At 38.9% G+C, this 22,241-nt stretch carries 13 protein-coding genes; 2 read left to right on the forward strand and 11 right to left on the reverse strand.

The genetic code is table 11. From position 1 onward, the window contains the following. Nucleotides 1–8: 8 nt before the first annotated feature. Complete coding sequence (locus PHP31_03585) at nucleotides 9–1,301, forward strand: adenylosuccinate synthase (protein MDD3738356.1); 1,293 nt, start codon at nucleotides 9–11, stop codon at nucleotides 1,299–1,301. Nucleotides 1,302–1,412: 111 nt separating this feature from the next. On the opposite strand, the gene PHP31_03590 is transcribed toward PHP31_03585, so the two are convergent. The 5 genes from PHP31_03590 to smpB form a co-directional block, all read right to left on the reverse strand. Continuing rightward, nucleotides 1,413–3,539 (reverse strand): polyribonucleotide nucleotidyltransferase, encoded by a 2,127-nt coding sequence (locus PHP31_03590; protein ID MDD3738357.1) that lies wholly within the window; start codon nucleotides 3,537–3,539, stop codon nucleotides 1,413–1,415. A gap of 84 nt (nucleotides 3,540–3,623) precedes the next feature. Further along, nucleotides 3,624–3,893 (reverse strand): 30S ribosomal protein S15, encoded by a 270-nt coding sequence (rpsO, locus tag PHP31_03595; protein MDD3738358.1) that lies wholly within the window; start codon nucleotides 3,891–3,893, stop codon nucleotides 3,624–3,626. Nucleotides 3,894–4,408: 515 nt separating this feature from the next. Continuing rightward, the gene (locus tag PHP31_03600) at nucleotides 4,409–7,003 is read right to left on the reverse strand and encodes a hypothetical protein (GenBank protein MDD3738359.1); all 2,595 of its coding nucleotides are present in this window, start codon (nucleotides 7,001–7,003) and stop codon (nucleotides 4,409–4,411) included. 315 nt (nucleotides 7,004–7,318) lie between these two features. Further along, entirely contained in the window at nucleotides 7,319–13,984 is a 6,666-nt protein-coding gene (locus PHP31_03605) for a hypothetical protein (protein MDD3738360.1), read from the reverse strand. Nucleotides 13,985–14,426: 442 nt separating this feature from the next. Next, entirely contained in the window at nucleotides 14,427–14,873 is a 447-nt protein-coding gene (smpB, locus tag PHP31_03610; GenBank protein ID MDD3738361.1) for an SsrA-binding protein SmpB, read from the reverse strand. A gap of 476 nt (nucleotides 14,874–15,349) precedes the next feature. Here smpB and PHP31_03615 point away from each other — a divergent pair, with 476 nt between their 5' ends. After that, nucleotides 15,350–15,781: a 3-dehydroquinate dehydratase gene (locus tag PHP31_03615; GenBank protein MDD3738362.1), complete on the forward strand. Its 432-nt coding sequence runs from the start codon at nucleotides 15,350–15,352 to the stop codon at nucleotides 15,779–15,781. 57 nt (nucleotides 15,782–15,838) lie between these two features. On the opposite strand, the gene PHP31_03620 is transcribed toward PHP31_03615, so the two are convergent. The 6 genes from PHP31_03620 to PHP31_03645 form a co-directional block, all read right to left on the reverse strand. After that, nucleotides 15,839–16,201, reverse strand: a complete 363-nt coding sequence (locus PHP31_03620) for a four helix bundle protein (GenBank protein MDD3738363.1) — start codon at nucleotides 16,199–16,201, stop codon at nucleotides 15,839–15,841. 110 nt (nucleotides 16,202–16,311) lie between these two features. Then, complete coding sequence (locus tag PHP31_03625) at nucleotides 16,312–17,340, reverse strand: glycosyltransferase family 2 protein (GenBank protein MDD3738364.1); 1,029 nt, start codon at nucleotides 17,338–17,340, stop codon at nucleotides 16,312–16,314. Next, nucleotides 17,340–18,821: a GWxTD domain-containing protein gene (locus tag PHP31_03630; GenBank protein MDD3738365.1), complete on the reverse strand. Its 1,482-nt coding sequence runs from the start codon at nucleotides 18,819–18,821 to the stop codon at nucleotides 17,340–17,342. The genes PHP31_03625 and PHP31_03630 overlap by 1 nt, the downstream gene beginning before the upstream one ends. A gap of 161 nt (nucleotides 18,822–18,982) precedes the next feature. After that, a complete protein-coding gene (locus PHP31_03635; GenBank protein ID MDD3738366.1) occupies nucleotides 18,983–19,381 on the reverse strand; it encodes a four helix bundle protein in 399 nt (132 codons plus the stop codon). Nucleotides 19,382–19,516: 135 nt separating this feature from the next. Then, nucleotides 19,517–21,478 (reverse strand): nucleoside-diphosphate sugar epimerase/dehydratase, encoded by a 1,962-nt coding sequence (locus tag PHP31_03640; GenBank protein MDD3738367.1) that lies wholly within the window; start codon nucleotides 21,476–21,478, stop codon nucleotides 19,517–19,519. Nucleotides 21,479–21,572: 94 nt separating this feature from the next. After that, entirely contained in the window at nucleotides 21,573–22,127 is a 555-nt protein-coding gene (locus PHP31_03645) for an exosortase/archaeosortase family protein (protein ID MDD3738368.1), read from the reverse strand. Nucleotides 22,128–22,241 lie beyond the last annotated feature (114 nt).

Consider the following 22,241-nt stretch of genomic DNA (forward strand, 5'->3'; position numbering starts at 1 on the left):
AATTAAAAATGAAAATAGATGTATTATTAGGTCTCCAGTGGGGAGACGAAGGTAAAGGCAAAATTGTTGATTTTTTATCGCCAAATTATGATATTGTGGCACGTTTTCAGGGCGGACCTAATGCCGGACATACGCTCAACATAGGCGACCTGAAGCACGTTTTGCACATAATACCATCGGGTATTTTTCATAAAAACATTATCAATCTGATTGGCAACGGTGTTATTATAGACCCTTTGATTTTGCAAAACGAACTCAAACAAATTATTGATAAAGGTTTTAATCCCAAAGAAAACCTTATTATTTCAAGTCGTGCAAATTTGATAATGCCTACTCACCGACTTATGGATGCTGCCAACGAGCAAATGTTGGGCAAGCAAAAAATTGGTTCCACTCTTAAAGGAATAGGACCTTGCTATACCGATAAGGTAGCCCGCTTAGGGTTGAGGGTTGGTGATATTTTTTCAGAAGATTTTTCTGATAGATATACAATGCTGAAAAATATTCACTTAAGTCAGTTGGAAAGCAAAAAATTTGATTATAACTCGTACAAAATAGAAGGAAAAACCTTGCAAGAATACGAAGAGCAATGGCTCAAAGCTGTTGAGTACTTGAAACAATATCAGGTTATTGATACCGAAATTTATATAAACAAAGCGTTGACTTCGGGCAAGCGAGTATTAGCCGAAGGAGCTCAAGGTACCTTGTTAGATATTGACTTCGGAACATATCCTTTTGTAACTTCATCAAATACCATTACCGGCGGAGTTTGTACAGGTTTGGGTGTGCCACCTTCGGCTATAGATAAGGTGTACGGAGTTTTTAAGGCTTATTGTACGCGTGTTGGAAGTGGACCTTTTATGTCGGAACTGTTCGACGATACTGCAAAGACAATGCAGGAAAAAGGTCATGAATTTGGTGCAACTACCGGACGAGCCAGAAGATGCGGCTGGTTGGATATTGTCGCTCTTAATTATGCAGTTATGATTAATGGCGTTACCGACCTTATAATGATGAAAGTTGATGTTTTAGATGATTTTGAAAGCATTTCGGTATGCGAAAAGTACGAATACAAAAATCAAATCTATTCCGAATTCAACTCCATGCTTAATTTAAACGAAGTTAAACCGATTTGGCGTCAGTTGGAAGGCTGGAAATATAGCACAGTCGATTGCAAAACATTTGAAGATTTACCAAAACAGCTTAAAGATTTCGTAAACTACGTAGAACAAATGGTAAACAAAAATGTTACCGCAGTTTCAGTAGGACCTGATAGAAGTCAGACGGTTTGGCGTAGATAGTGACTGGTGATGGGTGATGGGTGGCGGGTGATGGGTGATGGGTGATGGGTGATGGGTGGTACGTACTGTTCACCATTCACTGACCACTCATCACCAATCACTGACCACCAATCACTTCCGTTCCGGTTTGGGAATAAGCGCTTTTCTCGAAAGTTTTAGCTTATCGGTTTTGGGGTCAATGTCGATTAATTTGACGGTAACTTGGTCTCCGATTTTCAGAACGTCTTCCACTTTTTCAATTCGTTTCCAGTCTATTTCCGAAATATGAAGCAGTCCGTCTTTTCCGGGCAATATCTCAACAAAAGCTCCAAAAGGTTGTATGTTTTTAACAACGCCGTCGTACACTTCGCCTACAGTAGGCACTGCAACTATTTTCTTGATTTTATCTTTAACCAACTGCATCATTTCTTTATTTTTGGAAACGATGTCGATGACGCCAAATTCTCCAACTTCTTCAATAACAATAGTAGCGCCTGTTTCGCGTTGCATCTCTTGAATAACTTTACCACCGGGTCCTATAACCGCACCAATAAATTCTCTATCAATTTTAATAGTTTCAATACGAGGTACGTTTGGTTTGTAATCTTCGCGTGGTTCGGTAATGGTCTTAGCCATTTCGTTAAGGATATGGATACGACCCTGACGTGCTTGCTCAAGGGCTTTTTTCAAAACTTCGGTCGGCAGACCGTTAATTTTAATATCCATTTGGCAAGCTGTAATACCGTCATGAGTACCTGTAACTTTAAAGTCCATATCCCCAAGGTGGTCTTCATCACCCAATATGTCGCTTAGTACGGCATATTTTCCGGTTTTTTCGTCGGTAATAAGTCCCATAGCAATACCTGCCACAGGTTTTTTCATTTTAACGCCGGCATCCATAAGAGCCAAACTACCTGCACACACTGTAGCCATCGACGATGAGCCGTTTGATTCTAAGATATCGCTCACAACTCTTATTGTGTACGGATTGTCTTCTTTGTCGGGAAGCATAGCTTTAAGTGCTCTAAGAGCAAGGTTTCCGTGTCCTATTTCTCTGCGACTGGTACTTCTTATTGGTCGTGCTTCGCCTGTTGAGAATGGAGGGAAATTATAATGTAAGATAAAGTCTTGCTGTTCCTGAATAACAGCACCGTCAATATCCTGAATATCAAGTTTTGAACCGAGAGTAACGGTTGTAAGCGATTGTGTTTCACCGCGTGTGAATATAGCCGAACCGTGAGCTCCGGGCAAATATCCAACTTCCGACCATATAGGACGTATTTCGGTAGGAATTCTACCATCAAGGCGGCGACCGCTGTCTAATACCATATTTCTAACAGCTTCTTTTTCGGCTTTGTGATAATATCCGTTTATCATAAACGCTTTTTCTTCAGCTTCTTCCTCGCTAAGAGTGCTAATAAAACTGTTTTTAATTTCTTCAAAAGCAGTATTTCTTTCACTTTTCGATAAGGCTTTCATTGCCGTATCCATAATAGGTTGGTAGCAATGGTCGAAAATAGCTTTTTCCAATTCCAAATCAACTTGTTCGTGGCAGTATTCGCGTTTTGTTTTTGCTTTTTCAACGTTAGCAGCCAATTCCAACTGAGCTTGGCAGGCGATTTTAATATTTTCGTGAGCAAACATCAAAGCATCTATCATACTTTGTTCGTCAACTTCTTTCATTTCGCCTTCTACCATCATAATATTATCAGCCGTGGCAGCTACCATAATGTCTATATCGGCGTTAGCCAACTCGCTGTATTTCGGATTTATTACAAGTTTGCCGTCTATTCTGGCAACTCTGACCTCGCTAACGGGTCCGTTGAAAGGTATATCGCTGGCAACTATAGCGCTGGAGGCAGCCAAGCAAGCTAAAGCGTCGGGCAAAACGTCTTCTTCTGCCGAGATAAGAGTTACAATAACTTGCACTTCGGCGTGAAAATCGTCGGGGAACAAGGGACGTAATGCTCTGTCTATAAGTCTGGCGGTTAAGATTTCTTGGTCGCCCGGGCGTGCTTCGCGTTTAAAAAATCCTCCCGGGAAACGACCGGCTGCGGCGTATTTCTCGCGATATTCTACCGATAGAGGTAAAAAGTCGGTATCTTCTTTAGCCTCTTTTGCGGCAACAACAGTTGCCAACAGCATTGTGTCGCCAAACTTTACGACGCATGAGCCGTCGGCTTGTTTAGCTAGTTTACCTGTTTCAATTTCTACTATACGACCATCGCCTATATCAAATTGTGTTCTTTGTACATTCATAGTTATTATTTTATAATTGTTTTAAATACAAAAAAAGGCAATTATAGCAATTGCCTTTTATGTTAAAATTGTCATAGATGTTTTTTACTTACGGATACCAAGTTCAGCAATGATGGAACGATAACGTTCAACATCTTTCTTTTTGAGGTAATCAAGAAGTCTGCGTCTTTTTCCAACCAAGCGTACCAACGAACGTTGTGTAGCGGTGTCTTTTTTGTTCACTTTGAGGTGTTCGGTCAAATGTTGAATCCTGTGGGTAAACAAAGCGATTTGTCCTTCGGCGCTACCGCTGTCGGTTTCGGAGCTTCCGTACTTCGAAAAAATATCTTTTTTAATTTCAGGTGTCAAATACATGTCTTAATTCTTACTTTAACTTTCTCTTTTTATTTTCAATCTGCAAAAGTACAACTTTTTTTTATATATCAAAGTAATTGTTGAGTTTTTTTTCGTAGTTTATGGGAGCAGCTGTTGGCTATTAGCCGTTAGCCGTTAGCCGTTAGCTGTTAGCTGTTAGTCCATTAGCCGTTAGTCCCGAATTTTCGGGACTGTTAGCTGTTAGTCCATTAGCCGTTAGCCATTAGCTAGTGAAGTCGGAAGTCGGGATACCGAAGACGGAAGTTTTGAGACTCAGAACTCAGAACTCAGAACTCAGAACTCAGAACTCAGAACTCATAACTTACCCACTCATCACTCCCGAATACTCGGGACAAGCCATCACTCATCACTAATCACCATTCACCATTCACCACTCACCACTCACCACTCATCACTCATCACCACTCACCAACCACCACTCACCAACCGCCATTAAAAAAAATCTCCTGCGAAATTCTTCACAGGAGATTTTTTGTTAGTTATACAGCTTCCAATTACGGTTCTGTGGGGCAGGTGCCTTCACAACCGTATTGGTCTTTAACAGTTACGGTATATTTCATAGCCGGTAAAGGTGTAAACGTTGCGGTGCCATTAACTGCGTTTACAGTTTGTGTACCAACTACAGTTCCACCTAGACCCTCGCCTTCGTACAAGGTAACCGTAAAGTTAGGCACACCTGCTGTTACCTTTATTACTATTGAACCGGTTCCACCATAACAAGTAGCATTTGTAAGAGTATATTGAGATGTAGGACCTCCACTTGTTGTAACAATAGCATCGTTTGAAGTTGCAGGCTTACAAGTAGGTAATTCTGCATACGTAACAATTACTCTATATGTTGTTGCACTAGTTGTACCAGCTGCAGGAGTTTCAGCAGTTGTCTCATATTCATAATGATTAGTACCAACATTTTGCCAATCACTGCCATCATATTTTTGCCACTGGTAATTTAGAGTATGACCAACACTACCGCTTGCTGTAACAGAAAGTGTTGCCTGAACACCTGAACATACGGTTGTACTTGCTGGCTGAGTTGTGATGGTAATATTACCAAGGACAGTAACAGTTATTTCGTTAGATTCTTTAGTACAAGCACCTGACGTTACAACAACTTTATATTGTGTTGTAGCTGTTAGGTTACCTGTTGCGTATGTATTGGAATTAGTACCAACATTATCCCAACTCATAGTTCCGGCGTTATATTTTTTCCATTGGTAGTCGTATGAGCCGTTACCACCATCTGGATTAGCCGTAAGTGTCGTGCCGGTACCCGTACATATTGTTTGGTTAGCTATATCCGGTAAAGTAAGAGTAGGTGTAACAGTAATAGTAACTTCGTTAGATTCACCAACGCAACCATCACTTGACGTTACAATAACTTTATATATCATATTTTCAGCTAGTGTAGGTGTTGTGTATGAAGCAGTTGTAGCACCACTACCACCTGTTGCATTTTGCCAACTACCACCTACTTTTTCTTTCCATTGATAGGAACTTGCAGTACCACTGGACAGAGTAGCTGTAAGTATTGTGCTATTGCCAGAACATATGGTTTGATTATCAATGTTTTGAACAATAACAGCAGTGTAAACACCAATAGTAACTTCGTTGGATTCTTTAGTACAACCTCCTGATGTTACAACAACTTTATATTTTGTTTCAGAAGTTAGTTCAGGTGTTGTGTATGTAGCACTTGTAGCCGAAGCACCTGGTGCGTCACCCCAAACGCCTGGTCCAGTCTCTACTTTCCATTGGTAGCTATAAGTGCCAGGTCCGTTACCACCTGTTGGTGCAGCCGTAATTGTTGTGCTGGTACCCGGACATATAGTTTGGTTGGCTATAGTTGGTATAGTAATAGCAGGTGTAACAGTAATAGTAACTTCGTTGGATTCTTTGGTACAACCGCCGGACGTTACAACAACTTTATATTTTGTATTAGCAGTTAGTGCGGGTGTTGTGTATTCATTAGTTGTAGCCGAAGCCCCTGGTGCATTACCCCAACTCGAAGTTTCGTTGTCATATACCATCCATTGATATGTATAAGATCCGCTACCACCTGTTGGTGCAGCCGTAATTGTTGTGCTGGAACCCGTGCATATGGTTTGGTCGGCTATAGTTGGTATAGAGATAGCAGGTGTAACAGTAATAGTAACTTCGTTGGATTCTTTAGTACAACCTCCTGATGTTACAACAACTTTATATTTTGTTGTTTCAGTTAGTGTAGGTGTTGTGTATGTAGCATTTGTAGCCGAAGGTCCTGTAGCATTACCCCAAACGCCTGGTCCAGTCTCTACCATCCATTGGTATGTATAAGAGCCGTTACCGCCGGTTGGTGCAGCCGTAATTGTTGTGCTAGAACCCGTGCATATAGTTTGGTCTGCTATAGTTGGTATAGTAATAGCAGGCGTAACAGTAATAGTAACTTCGTTGGATTCTTTAGTACAACCTCCTGAAGTCACAACAACTTTATATTTTGTTGTTTCAGTTAGTGTAGGTGTTGTGTATGTAGCATTTGTAGCCGAAGCCCCTGTAGCATTACCCCAAACGCCTGGTTCAGTCTCTACCTTCCATTGGTATGTAAAGGTGCCGGTACCACCACCTGCTACGGCAGTAATTGTAGTGCTGGAACCCGTACATATTGTTTGGTCGGGTATAGCTGCAATAGTAATTTCAGGAACAACAGTGTAAGCAGCACTACCGCTAACGTATCCGGTACAGCTATTTTTATCGGTAACAGATACGGTAACAATACCCGCACCGGAACCGCTACTATATGTAGTATTGGATATTAAGGCAGGTGTTGTGTAAGTGTAAACAAAAGTGCTGTCATTGGGGTCAGCATCGGTGTCGTAAATGCCAGAAATTACGTCAGTACCAATAGTTAACTGCCAAGGTTGTGTCCCTCCTTTAAGCGTAATTGTAAACGTTTCCGTTGTACCATAACAAACAGTTTTGGTAACATCTTGAATTACAGCTTGGAGCTTAGAGGGCTGCTTAACTTCTATGACGCAAAAAGACTGCGCCTTAGAAGAGTAGCCGAACAGAAGCAGAAACGCTAATGTAATTAATAATGTAAATTTGTTTTTCATGTTTTAATTATTTTGTTAAATTTTATCTATATGGTTTTCCTTTTTTCTTTATTTCTTTTAATTGTAAAATATTTTAATATCTTTTTAAAGATTCCAAAAAATACTATCTAACTGAACTTCTTGCAAAAATAATATATATTATAATAGGTATACAAATAAATTGCCTTAATAATTAAATAATTTTCATTAAAATTAGTAAGTGTCTGTATTAAAGCAGTTTACATAAATTCCCAAAAATGGAATTTTTTATTATTTTTAGTTTCAAGTTAAATTTTTTGTTTTTTAGTCATATTGTTTTTTTTGTTAATAAAAATATTAAATACAAACATCTTCCACACAACCGTTAGAGTCGGTTACGGTAATAATGTAAAACCCTGCGGGCAGGTTAGAAAATGTATGTGTAGTAGCTGAAGTAGTGTGAGTGTTTTGTGTGTAACCGCCGGCAATATAAGGATTGCCATATTCGTCTAAAAGTTTGTATGTGTAGTTTGGAGTTCCTCCCGTAACAGTAACCTTAAACGAACCTGTAGATGCTTCAAAGCAGTCGGCATTGCTAACAACAACAGAGGTTACCATAGTATTTGTAACAACCGTGAGCGTTGCTTCGTTTGAATAAACAGGGCAAGGATTGTTAACACCTATAAATTCAAAGCGGTAGGTGCCGCTTTCGGTAGCATTAGTTATGGATGCCGAAATGTTATTGTCGGTAATGGTAACGGGAGAACCAACATTATTCCACGTAGCGCCGTTTTTACGTTGTAGCTGGTACGTCCAGCTGCCTGTACCGGTAATATTAACTGTAGCAGTGAAAACGGCTGTATTTCCGCTACAAACTGTAACATTGGCAGGCTGTGTAGTTACCGATATATTTGAAGCTATTAAAGAAGTACCAATACCTTGTCCTTCGTCTCCGCCAATATCGGCGGCACCGCCTGAGTTAACCAAATTGGGAACACCATTGGCATTTACACCACCGGTAGTAGTTATATTTATACTGCCGTTGGCATTAAGCTGTCCGGCGGTAACATTTTCGTCGCCTTCAATAGCATCGGGGCAGCCGTCGCCGTCGGAATCTAAATCTAAATAATTGGGCTTACCGTCGCTGTCGGTATCGCAAAGTGTACGCACTGCAAAACCGAATGCACCTCCACCGCCACGTGCCTTTATTCTTACCTCTATTTTGTGTTCGCTTAAGGTGTGGTCTATAGTTTCAAATAGAGCATTTACATTGCTTGGCGGGCTTATGTTATTATCAGTATAGTTGTAGGTAATTTTACGTTTGTTGGCGCTTAGCCCAATTTTCGGAACCGTAATGCTGTAGCCTCCTGAGGCAGTTGCAGTAACAGGGTCGGTGTAATTGGGTGCAGTTCCTGTCTTTTCTAATAGTTGGAAACCTTTACCGAAATCTATAATATTTATATCCTCTGTAAAGTTGTTGGTTATCTTTAAACTGGTTGCTTCGGCATCAAATACCACCAATTTGAATGGAACGGGTTGTCCTGCCTTTTCGGCACTAACTTTTATCCAAAATTTTGCTTCGCCGCGTAATATTTTATTACCGGGGTCAATGGCTATTGCCTCTTTAAAATCTGCTCCACCGGCGTTGTAGTATTTATGTATCATTTGAGCAGGACCGGCAGCCCATGTATTTATATCGTGTCCTACAAAAGGTGGCACAGCTGAACTAACAGGTGCCATTATAAAATCGGTAGTACCTGAAATTTCTGCTCTATTATCCACATCGTAATAGGTAACTTCCGCAGTATAAGTAACGCCGTTGTATGTGGCTGTAACAGTGTGAGTTTGTCCGATGGTATTCCATGTTTTACCTGCAAAATTGAAGAAACCAAGCTGATTTCCATAGGCTGCATTACTCCCTATAGTGCTTCCTGCAATAGGTAAATCCGGATTATTGCAGTGAAGTTCCGAGCTGTCAAGTATTCCGTCGTTATCGTTATCAAGGTCGTTTATGTCAGGCACACCATCTCCGTCGGTATCGGTACAAGCATTTACAAGTGGATTTTTTGAATAACCTGCGCCTTGTCCTACATCTCCGCCAATATCGGCAGCACCGCCTGAGTTAACCAAGTTTGGAACCCCATCGGCATTTACACCGCCGTAAGATGCAATATTTATACTTCCGTTAGCATTAAGATGTGTAGCAGCTACATTTTCATCGCCTTCAATGGCATCGTAGCAGCCGTCGCCGTCGGAATCTAAATCTAAGAAATTAGGCTTGCCGTCAGAGTCGGCATCGCAGAGCGTACGCACGGCAATACCGAAAGCACCGGCACCACCACGTGCTTTTAAAGCAACTTTAACTATATGATTTGATGAGGTATAATCGATGGTTTGGAACAAACCGTTTACATTGCTTATATCCGGACTGTTATTAGTGTGGTTGTAGTAGAGAATGCGATTATCGTTGCTTAATTTAATTTTTTCTACGGTATAGGTAACACCTCCGAAAGATGCGCTCGCTGTTTCGTTGTAGTTGCCTGTTCCTGTTTTTTCAAGCGATTGGAAACCTTTACCTTGCATGTCGGTAAATATTATTTGTCCGGGCCAATTGTTGTCTAATTTAAAACCTGAGGCTTCCGCATCGTATACCACTAATTGGAAAGGTACCGGTTGTCCGCCTTTTTCGGCTTTAACATTTACTTTAAATGTCGCTTCGCCGAATAATAAATTGTTAGCAACCCATATAGCCTCTTTAAAGTTAGTACCGTTTACATTGTAGTAATTTTTTATCATTTGCGGAGGTCCGGCATTCCACGTATTCATGTCGTATCCGATAAATTGAGGTACTATACCACTATCGTTTAAATCTCTGAGGTCGGTTGTTATGTCGGTACCGGGATTTACCTTATTATATATATCTATATATGTAATTTCGGCGGTATAAGTAATGCCGTTGTAGGTAGCAGTACGGGTAACTTTATCGCCTATTGCATTCCATTGGGCACCTGTAAAGTCGAAAAAGCCGAGTTGTGTTTTATACTGACCTCTACCGACAGTTTTAACAACCGGCAAATCGGGATTGTGGCAGTATAGTTCATCAGCATCTAATATTCCGTCGTTATCGTTATCGAGGTCGTTTATGTCGGGCACACCGTCTCCGTCGGTATCGGTACAAGCATTTATTAGGGGATTTTTTGAGTATCCAACACCTTGTCCATCTGCTCCTACAAGTGTAGGTACACCGTTAGCATCTACAGTACCACTTATTCTACCACTTGTAAGCTGTGACGGAGTAACATTCCCTGTCCCCTCAATAGCATCAAAGCAACCGTCTCCGTCGGAATCTAAGTCTAAGAAGTCGGGAGTGCCATCGCTGTCGGTATCGCAAAGCGTGCGCACGGCAAAACCAAATCCCTGACAGCCACTGCGTGCTTTTACATCAACTCTAACAGAGTGGTTAGACGATGTATAGTCGATAGTTTCAAACATACCGTTCACGTTGCTAGGCAATCCGGGTAAGTTGGCAGTATGGTTGTATGAAAGGATGCGATTATCGGGACTTAATTCAACTTTTTGTGCAGTACGAGAAAAGGGTGGGTAACTTACGGTTACTACATCGTTGAAATTGGCTGTTCCCGTTTTTTCGAGCAATTGGAAACCTTGTCCTTGCAAGTCGGTATATTTTATTTGTCCGTACCAATTGTTCATAGCCTCCATTCCTGAGCCTTCCGCATCAAATACTACTAATTGGAATGGTACAGGATTATCGGGCTGTCCTTCTACATGAGCTTTTACATCTATTTTAAAACTTGCTTCGCCAAACAGTGGTACAGCTCCCGGGGCATTTTTATTATAATATATTGCTTCTTTAAAGCTAGTGCCGTTTACATTGTAGTAATTTTTTATCATTTGAGGCTGATTAGTAACATCCCAGGTATTCATGTCCCAGCCCTCAAATTTAGGCACATTAGGATTATTGGGCAAATCTTTGATGTCAATTGTAGGATGACCTTCTACCTTATTATATATATCTATGTACGTAACCTCAGCAGTGTATGTAACACCGTTGTATGTAGCAGTACGTGTAACTTTATTGCCTATTGCATTCCACGTGGCACCTGTAAAGTCGAAAAAGCCGAGTTGAGTTTTGTACTTACCTTTTCCGGTAGTTATGGCTACAGGCAAATTGGGGTTGTTGCAGTAAAGTTCGTCTGCATCAAGTATTCCGTCGTTGTCGTTATCAAGGTCGCATAAATCGAGTACGCCGTCGCCGTCGGTGTCGGTTGTGTTTAGTGTTACTGTAACCGATGCACTATTGGTACATCCGTTATTATCAGTAACCGTAACTGTGTAAACACCACATTTGGCACTTGTTAAATTTGTAATAGTAGGGTTTTGTTCAGTTGAAGTAAAACCGTTGGGTCCTGTCCATTGCCATGCGGTAACATTTTCGGAGTTCTCCCATTCAGCACCAAGGGCTTTCATTGCATCTGTTAAGGTGTTGGTTTCTGTAAAAGTTGCATTTAATACTGCATTCGGACCCGGACAGGCATAAGTATAGCCTGCCGATACCTTGGGTTTCGGATTTACGTTTATATTAATAAAATGCGTACCATCGCAAGGTGTATAATCTTTTACTATACCCCTGGCGTCGGTTACTTTTAAACCAACATAGCGATATGTTACGCCATCAAGGAGGTTTTCGTTGGGAACATTAGCTTGTACAGTATGCGAGCTACCAACAGTTGTTAAGGTTTGTACAGCGCCTGTCTGCCAAGCAGTCATTCCGGGTTTAATTTTATCTATACGAAATTCAAAAGTAAAAGGAGGAACTCCTGTAATTGAATGGGCGCTGAGCTTGGTGGTAGCAATTTGCTCAACGCATATATTGGTTGCTATAATGTTTTGTGTTGTGTCGGTTCCTACGGTTGCAGCTATATGGGGAATAAAAGTTTTTCGAGCTTCGGGACATGCATATTCAGAAGCATCAGGTATGGTGTATTCAGTTGGCGTTGGTATAGGGATGTTGGGGTTTACGCCAAAGGAGTTCCCGATATTTTCGAAGATAAATCTACCATTACCCGTCGTTGGATAGGTATTCTGCCTATGCTGCATATGGCAGCCTTTTATCTTAGTTGCATTAGTACCTATGGTAACTTTACGGTCGGAGGAAACATCCTTGGTGGCACCGCTTGAAGCCGTGTTGTCCCAAAACCTGCAATTATATAACTTATTCAATTCGCAAGTTGTGGTGCCCAAAATGCTAGGACCATATACTTTTATACCACCTCCATCTAATCCTGAAAGGTTGTCCAGAAAATCACAACGATTAAATTCTATTTCTTGGTCTTCGTTTAGGTAAAAATAGACAGCACCACCGCCTCGTGTGGCAGATATGCCGCCAGTGTGTCCGGCTTTGTTGCCATAAAACACGTCGTTAGTTGAGAGGAAACGATAATTTCCTTCGTGGTTTATAGCTCCACCCGAATGACCTGTTTCGTTGTTTATATAGAAATTGTTACTACTTCCGAATACGCCGTCTTTCACAAAAATTGCACCTCCTTTGTTGGTATTGGATTCTGTATTCTTATTCCCTATGAAGATACTGTTTTGAATTCCAACAAGAGTGTTTTTAGCATAAATGGCACCACCTAAAGCCCTTGATTCGTTGTCTTTGAAATAGCAATTATCAATTTCTAATTTACCACATTCATTAGCAAAAATAGCACCTCCGTCGCCACCAGTTTGTGTAGTGTAGTTTCCTATAAAAATACTGTTTTTAACTACCAAAGGGGCTTCTAAAGCGTTAATAGCACCGGCATCTGCAACTCCTAATGCTGTTCCTTCTGTATAATTACCGTAAAATTTATCGCCATCAATAACGTAATCGGTAGAGGGACCTGTAAGGTTATGAACGCCTTCAAAGGAGTAGGCTACTCCACTTCTACCGGTTGAAATGTTGTCGTAAAACACATTGTTTTTGATGGATTTGGTGTAACATTTTTTAAGATGTACTAATGCACGTCCATCATTGTTTGAGAAGGTATTGTTTTCGAGAGTTACTTCTTCGGCGCCCTCTATATATATACATGTACCTACTCCTGTACCAACATGTCCGTTTTCACAAAACTTGTTGTTCCTAAAAACAGCTTTTGCACCGTTACTTGCCTCATCGGTTTGTACTTTAAAAAAAGTGCCGCCATCTACCTCACGCGTTATATTATTAGTAAAGACACAATTTTCAACATTGAGCGTAATGTTCTTAGAGGCATTCTCACCACTAGCAGTGATATTCCTATACACTCTGAAAAATCCTCCTCCAGATATTAAACTGCTACTACTACCTCTATCGCCACCGGAAACATATACGTTCTTGAAATTAAAGGTATGGTTATCCGATCTATAAACATAAATGAAACATGCTGCATTTGACCTGTAATTTTTTATATAGCAATGCTCCATTGTTATCGTCGCATTGTTTGAGTACCTTGTACAAGTTAAAAATGTACCATCAGCGGCACCGCCGGATGTGGTGTTATTATCGAAGGTTATGCCTTTAAAATACACATTAGTTGATTGAGTTTCGACAGGACTTCCTAAGGTGCTTGGACCAATTCTGATAACGCTACCATCAGCGGAAGGTTCAATATCTATTATGGCAGGGTATGCGTATACACATATGTTGCAGGTGTCGGCACCGGTTGTAAATTCGTTGGGTACAGGGAAACCGCCTATAAAACGTATGGTTTTATTGCCCGTAAGGGTAATGCCCCCAGATGGGGTGTATCTTCCTTTTGCCATATACACATTATATGTTCTGCCGTCGGAAGTGTTTCTACCTATGGCATCACAGGCTTTACCTACCGTTTTAAAAGCAGTTTGCCAGGTTAAGCCGTCGTTTGCATCGTTACCGGTATCCCACGAAACGAAATATGGTGCTGGCGTTTGGGCTGTGAGGCTACCGGCAAACGCAAGCAACAGAAGAAAAAGTAAGAATATTATTTTTCTTATATTTAGCATTATATTATGGTTCAGTTTTTTCAATATTTAATGCAAAAATCACCTATTTTAAGGTAACTTAATGCAAAAATAACATATTTTTTAATTTCATCATAAATTTCTTTATAAAGAGACTGTTTTTTTTCTATAATAAGACAAGTGTCTGATATATAAGAGGTTGTGAAATTGTCAAAATGGGAAAATGGGTTATGGGTTAGTTTCGAGTTCTGAGTTCTGAGTTCCGAGTTCTGAGTTCCGAGTTCCGAGTTCTGAGTTCCGAGTTCTGAGTTCTGAGTTCTGAGTTCTGAGTTCTGAGTTCTGTCCCGAAGTTTCGGGATGTTGCGTGGTTCGGGTTACGGGTTAGTTTCGAGTTTTGAGTTCTGAGTTCTGAGTCTTTAGTCTATGATTTAACTTTCTCATTCGTAACTCCTGACTCGTAACTCCTAACTCAAAACTATCACCACTAATATCCTCTACGTTTCAAATCTAGTTTACTATCTCTTTCCTTGATGCTTTCGCGTTTATCATAAACTTTCTTTCCTTTGGCAATGGCAATATCTACCTTGCATAAGCCGTTTTCGTTTATGTATAGTTGTGTAGGAACAATGGTAAGTCCTTTTTCGGTAATTTTACCTTTAATCTTCTTGAGTTCTCTTCTGTTTAGTAGAAGTTTTCGTGGGCGTTTGGGTTCATGATTAAATCTGTTGCCGTAGGCGTATTCGGCTATATGAGCATTCAGCAAAAAAAGTTCGTCGCCTATAAAGGCACAATAACTATCGGTTAGATTTGCTTTTCCCTCGCGAATGGATTTTATTTCCGTTCCTTGCAATACTATGCCGGCGCTGTACTCGTCTAACAAAAAGTACAGAAACGAAGCTTTTTTGTTTTTTATGATTATTTTTGTTGTCATAATTATTGGAGTGCAAAAATAGTAATTTTGTATTGCAAATTTTGGCTTTATGGGTTTTATTTGTCGTTAGCCATTAGCTGTTGGCTGTTGGCTGTTAGTCTCGAAGTTTCGGGATGCGGGATGCGGGTTGCGTGGTGCGGGTTGTGACATTTTCGGTCATTGAGTGCCGATATTGAGCGAAGCGAAATATCGGTGTATCGGTCTTCGATGAACTCAGACACCAAAATGCCGAAAATGGAAAATAGATAGTGGTGCGGGTTTCGGGATACTTAGCTGTTAGGTTTATTTATTGCAAAATAGTTTAACAAAATCGTTGACACCCGCTCGATTTGCAAAATCGAGCGAGCGGTGGGAAATTCCAATTTCTAACGTTTATTTTTTTAATTAAGAAAAGAAAAATATAAAAGTGAAACTCTAAGAATACTAATTTTGTAACTTTGTATTGCAAAGGCTTTAATATTGTTAACTAAATTGGCATGAAAAAAATCGCAATAATAAACGGACCTAACCTCAATTTGGTTGGGAAAAGGGAAACATCAATATACGGTGATTTTAGTTTAGAAGATTATTTAACTAAACTTAAAGAAAATTTCAGTGATGTTGACTTGTCTTTTTATCAGTCGAATATTGAGGGAGAGATTGTGAACTTTATTCAAACTGAAAGTACAAGAGTTGACGGCATTATTTTAAACGCGGGTGGGTATTCTCACACTTCCGTTGCTATACTTGATGCTATTAGGGCTGTGAATGTTCCGGTTGTTGAAGTCCACATTTCAAACATTTATGCCCGAGAACCTTATCGCAGGGTGTCGTTATTGTCGGAGGCGTGTGTTGGGGTGATTGCGGGTTTTGGTTTGGAGGTTTATCGACTAGGATTGTTGGCGGTGTCCCGAAGTTTCGGGACGTGATGCGTGGTGCGTGTTGCGTGGTGCGTGTTGCGTGTTGCGTGTTGCGGGATGGTGGTATTATTTCCAATTATTCTCGACGTATTTAATGTAACTGTTGATTTTTGCCCCTAAAATATTGTATTCTTTTTCCAATTTGTTGTACTCTTCTGCATATTGAGGATAAAGTTGTTTTATTTTTAATATATGCAGAATTGTCTCATCTGTGCTGGCATGAGAAAAAACGAGGAAGCGTATGTATTCGGCTTTATACTTTCTTCTTCCATATCCCTCAACAATATTTGTTACTACAGAATCTGCCGAACGTCTTATCTGCGAACCCAATTCATATAACTCGTATTTTGGAAGTTTTAAAGATAAAGGATGAACTTTGAAAAATAATTCCAAAGCTAAATTGAAAATATCCAAATCTTTATAACTCATACTATTAACTTATTTTGTACGCCATACCCATTATCATTAGCACTATGGTACTTCAGTAGGCTCAATAATCGCAAGTTTACCCCGCAACCAGTACCACGTACCCCGAAACACTATTTAAACAGTTCCGGTTTCAGTTCGGTAAACTTTTTCTTTTTTCTGATGTAGTGTTCCCAGACTATATTTCCTTTATAAATATGGTCGAAGCAGTGGTGCTGAATTTTATTTCGTTTAATTCTGTACTTCCTATTAATATTTTTGGCAAAATGAAAATGTGCTTTCAACACTGCGAATGAGTCGGCAGGACATCCTTCTAACAAGAACTTTATAGCTGCAATTCCATCTAAAAAAAAGCGCAAAATAAAGACTTTGAGCAATTGGTTTTTGGGGAGGTTTTTATATAGGAGTATCAGGTTATTTCTGAAGTTGAGGTAGGTTTTTTTAGCAGATTTTTTCGGCAGAGTGCCTCCTCCAACGTGGTAGATAGTCGAGTAGGGATTATATACAATTGAGTAGCCTTTGTTTTTAAGTCTCCAACAGAGGTCAATTTCTTCCATGTGAGCGAAAAAGTCATCATCAAATCCGCCTACTTCAAAAAAGGTTTCAGATTTAATGAATAGGCAAGCTCCCGAAGCCCAAAAAATTTCATCTAAGTAGTTGTATTGTCCGTCATCTTGTTCAATGTGCTGGAAAATCCGACCTTTACAGAATGGGTATCCGTATTTATCGATAAATCCGCCGGCGGCTCCTGCGTATTCAAATAAGTAAGGTTCGTTGTATGATAGAAGTTTTGGCTGTGCTGCTGCAATTTTCGGATTGTTTTCTAAGTGTTCGACAACGGGCATTATCCAGTTGGGGGTAACTTCTACGTCGGAGTTGAGCAAAATGAAGTATTTGGCATCTATTTGTTTTAATGCAACATTGTAACCTTGAGCAAATCCGTAATTTTTATCGTTTATAATAATTTTAATTTGCGGGAAGTTTTCTTTCAACCAGTTCACCGATTCGTCGGAAGAGGCGTTATCGGCGACGTAAATATCGGCGACATCGCTACTATATTCAACAACTTTGGGTAAAAATTGTTGTAAAAATTTCAGTCCGTTCCAGTTGAGGATAACAACTGCAATTTTAAAATCAGTCATTACTTATTCAGGTTATAAATTTCGCCTGAGCTTTCGCCAAAGTTAAAGGAGTCGTCGGCACGGTGTAGCCTATTGGGGTCGTCGCTACGAGTAGCTTGTTGTGTGCGACTGAGGTAATTTTGCCAGTCGGGATTTTTCACTTCGCCATCAGCGGTAGAGTGTTCTAAAACGAAGTCGTGCGACAAAGAGCGTGCTATAAATACAAACTTCAGATTAGTTTGGTTTTGATACTTGTAATAATGCCAAATTTCGTAGGGTAGCGAAACTGGGTTATCTGTCATTCTGACTCTTTGGTCGGGTGCACCGTATTTTAAGAATGTGCTACCTCTGTCGGTATCGAATCCTCTAACGGTTTGAGTACCAAACTCGACTTCTACGGCTTTTACAACTTTATTGTACGTTTTCCATGTCATGTAAGGTGCATCGCTATTTCTTTGAGTCCAGAAAAATGAAAGGAATTTTTGCATATCCGAAACCGAACGTTCTTTTAGTTTATTTGTAATGAAAAGTCTTTCTTGCGGTGAAGCTACAGGGTAGAGCGACCTGACGTAGTATTGCAAAGAGTCTTTATTATTTATTTCGAAAAATCCGTTGCTTTCTACCATTGTAGATGCAAGCAGAAGGTCGTTGAAATCAACATTGTTGTTGACCCTTTGTATGTGAGTTTTTTTCGACAGTAATTTCTGATTGTTTCTATCGTACAATTCGCTGCTAACGTAATAGTTGCCACTTGGCAGTTGTGAAATATCCATTTGCGTAAAAACAGGTATTACACTTTTTGCTTTTGCACGTTTTATTTGAACATAACTGTTAAGCATTTCGCCTGTAGAAAAGTCTGCTATTCCGGATTTTACAAGTAAGTTGCCTGTATCGGAAAGGGTTATGTTTGAATTATATATTTCGTAATAGAAAGATAAGATTTTGTCTTTTTCGGGGTAAAAATAATCCTGGTGTGGAAAAATTTCCAAGTTGCTTTTAGCTGTTTTTGAATTGTCTTCAGCAATACTATACGATTCGACTAGTAAAATATCGGATATTGAGAAACCTGAATAGTCGGGCATTACCCATTCTTCTGAGCCTGAAACTTCGGGATTATCACTATTTAGGTCTTTTACTTTGAGTGTAAACAAGTATTTACCTTTGGGTAGTTGAAATCTTTCTTGACTAAGTAGTGTGAAAGCCGTGTTGGCACTATCGTCTATAATGGGACTTTCGACAATATATTTTTTAAAAGCGTGAATAGAGTCGTTAACCGAAAACAGCATAGTAATTTGAGCTTTTGCTTGTTTTTTGTTTTCACCAATTTTAGCGTATTCCATGCTGTTGGCATCAAGGCTAAGGTATACTTCAAAGTAACTTTCGTTGGTTGGGGTAGAGTAGGTTTTATAAGTTAGATATACCTTTATGCTTTGTTTTGCTTGTGTATGTTGCGAACACATAAAGAATAGCGCAATGGTGATTAATAAGAGTTTTGTTTTCATAGTTGTTAATTTTGAGTTCTGAGTTCTGAGTTCTGAGTTTTGAGTTTTGAGTTCTGAGTTTTGAGTTTTGAGTTCTGAGTTTTGAGTTCTGAGTTCTGAATTTTGAGTTTTGAGTTTTGAGTTTTGAGTTCTGAGTTTTGAGTTCTGAGTTATAAGAGAGATCATTTCTTTACTCCTACTCCGAACTTAGTTGGGTTGTTGTACATGTATTTTAATAGTTTTGTTATTTCTTCGTTTGAATCGTAGTGTTTTAAGTATGTTTCTTCTGAAATGTATTTATGTTGTTTTGCAAATTCTAACCAAACAAGTGTTTCGCTGTTTTCTCCCAAGCAATCAGTTATTTTTAATAAAAAAAGTTTTAAATAGTCTCTTTTCCTGTATGCTTCCGCTAAATTTGCACAGACAGATCTAGATGAACGTCTTATTTGATCAGTTAACGAATACTGTTCTTCTTTTGGGAATGAAAGAGTTAAATCAAAAATTTCACAACCTTGCTCAAAAGCCTTTTTGTAAGCAATCAAATCTCTAAAATCACTAAATTGTTTATACTCCTTAGCCATAAATTGTAAAATAGTATTGAGTCCTAAGTTCTGAGTTGTGGGTGCAAGCTATGACACTCAATACTCCTGACTCATAACTCATAACTTCCAACTTAGGTCTTCACATTAGTTTCATGATGTAATTAATTTTTTAACTTAAATTTTACTTCCTCTTTCCAATTCTATTTCCTCGTCAATTTTTTCAAAAACAGAATTGTTGCTTTTGTATTCAGGGACTATTAGTTTGACTTTTTTTACAATTTGGTAGGTGTCAAATTGGTTGTATGCTTCGTAAATGCTATTCATGATATTGTCAACCATAACATATTCGACTGGAGTCAAGTTTGCCAATTTTATTTTTTCATTGGGGGTTTCTATCAAGTTTTCGTCTTTCATCAGCATTTCTTCCGTTAGTTTTTCTCCGGGTCTCAAACCTGTATAAATAATATCTATATCGCCGTTAGGTGTGTGTCCGCTGAGTTTAATCATTTTGTGAGCAAGGTCTGCAATTTTCACAGGTTTTCCCATGTCGAACATAAAAATATTTCCGCCATTGCCAAAAGCAGATGCTTGAAGTACTAATTGGCATGCTTCGGGTATGGTCATAAAATATCTTTCTATGTCTTTGTGGGTAACGGTAACAGGACCTCCGTCTTTAATTTGTTTTTTAAACAAATGTATAACCGAGCCGTTGCTGCCCAAAACATTTCCAAATCGTGTAATAATAAATTTAGTTTTATTATTTGGGTCGTTATTTATACCTTGGCAAATTATTTCGGCGACTCGTTTTGTAGCACCCATAAAGTTGGTAGGGTTAACGGCTTTATCGGTAGAAATCATGATGAACTTGTCGCAATTATATTCTTTTGCAAGAGATGCCGTTATATATGTTCCAATAATATTAGCAGTTACAGCCGAAATAGGGTTACTTTCCATCATAGGAACGTGTTTGTAAGCAGCGGCGTGGTACACTATATCGGGTTTGTACTTGTCAAAAATGTGTTTAAGCATAACACTATCCGACACGCTACAAATTTGGAAGTCTATAATTTTATAAAAATCGGGGCAGTTTTTAAACATTTCAAGTTGTAACTCGTGCAATGGAGTTTCGGCTTGGTCTATTAATACAACTCGCTTAGGCGAAAAATTACTTATTTGTCTGACAATTTCGCTTCCAATGCTTCCTGCGGCTCCAGTAACAAAAACAACTTTATCCTTAATAAAAGCTTCAATTTCTTCAAGGTTTAATTTAATTTCTTTGCGTTCGAGCAGGTCGTTAATTTTAATTTCCTTAATTTTTGAAAGTGAAAGTTGTTTGTCCAACCAACTGCTTAAAGGCGGTATTTCTTTTACTTTAACGTTGTTTAAATTTACTAAGTTGTTTAATATTTCAACTCTTTCTTTCTCAGAAATATTTAATATAGCAAAAATTATCTCCTCTATTTTCAGTTTTTCAACCAACTCATTGTTGAGCTCTGAAGGACTATATATTTTAACACCGTTAATAACTTTACCCTGAAGTTTTGGTGATGCATCGACAAACCCCACTACTTTCAGGTTACTTTTATCTTTGGCGCTGTTGATAACTTTTTGTGTTACGCGTCCTGCATCTCCTGCACCGTATATTATTATGTTTATCTGGTTACCGTTGTTGTTTTTGGTGAAGTAATGAAAAGTAAGTTTTACAGAAAATCGGAATACAAGCAGTAAAACAAAAATAACAACATTGGTTATAAAAATTAAAGTTAGCGATAAATCGATGTTAAAGTTATAGTTGGTAAGAAAATTGAGGTATATGTACGCTACAATTTCTATTGTTATAGCTATTGCTAATGCTTTTATTATTTTTAATGAATCGTTGATGTCGCTGTGTCTGACAATGCCTTTGTAAGTGCCTATAATTAAAAATCCCACAATTGACGATACGCTAATTACAACAGTATTATGAGTCATAAACCAGCAGTAGTTGCTTAAATCGTAGAAGTAGAAACTGTAAAGTAAAATGTTAACGAATAGGGATGAAAAAACAACGATAACAACATCAATGAAAAGCACAAGCCATCGAGGTACTATCTTGCCTGATATTTTCTTGAAGAAATCATGTAAAAAACCTTTCATTTCTCTGGGTGTCTTTTGGTATAAAAAATAAATTATGAGTGATCAGCCTACAATAATCGTGCAAAGATACAAAATTAATATAAATAGTTGCATATTATCTTCGTTTTATTTTTTCAGCCCATATCAGCCACATCACGAATATCACAAAGTAGAAAAATGTTTTGAATATATAATTATGGAAAAAGGCGAAATGATAGGGAAGTTGGGTAACAATAAGGGTAAGCCCTGTAATTCGGATAAGGTTGGCTATGTGTATAGCGATAAGACCTAAGGGAATGTACCAAAGCTTATGCTTGAATGGCCCAGGGAACAAAAGCATTAAAAAAATCCAATGCAGCCACTGTTTGAGAGTTGTGCATCCAGGACTGACTTCAACTGTAAAAGTGTGACCTTTTACTGTATCGACTGTAATTTGTATTCCTTCTGTTGTGTGTGGTTGTTTGAAAATATGCGTCAAAATCCAGTCGCTTTGTTTGGTTACAACGACAGAGGCTTTATCGAATAATGCGTTAACTTGGTTTTGAAACGGGTAATAGTCATTTTTACTCCAGAATATGTATATGTAGTGAAATGAAAATAATAATATTGCAAAGATTACAATATCTTTAATTATTCTTTTTTGTTTTTTGTTTAGTTTTTTGAATTTCAAGGTATTACGTGTTTCGTGTTGCGGGGTTTGCGGGAGTAGCTTTTAGCCCTTAGCCTTTAGCCTTTAGCCATTAGCTAGATATAATCAATAGCCAAGGGCTAACAGCTAAAAGCC

It is taken from the genome of Lentimicrobiaceae bacterium (assembly GCA_028697555.1).
GTDB lineage: Bacteria > Bacteroidota > Bacteroidia > Bacteroidales > UBA4417 > UBA4417.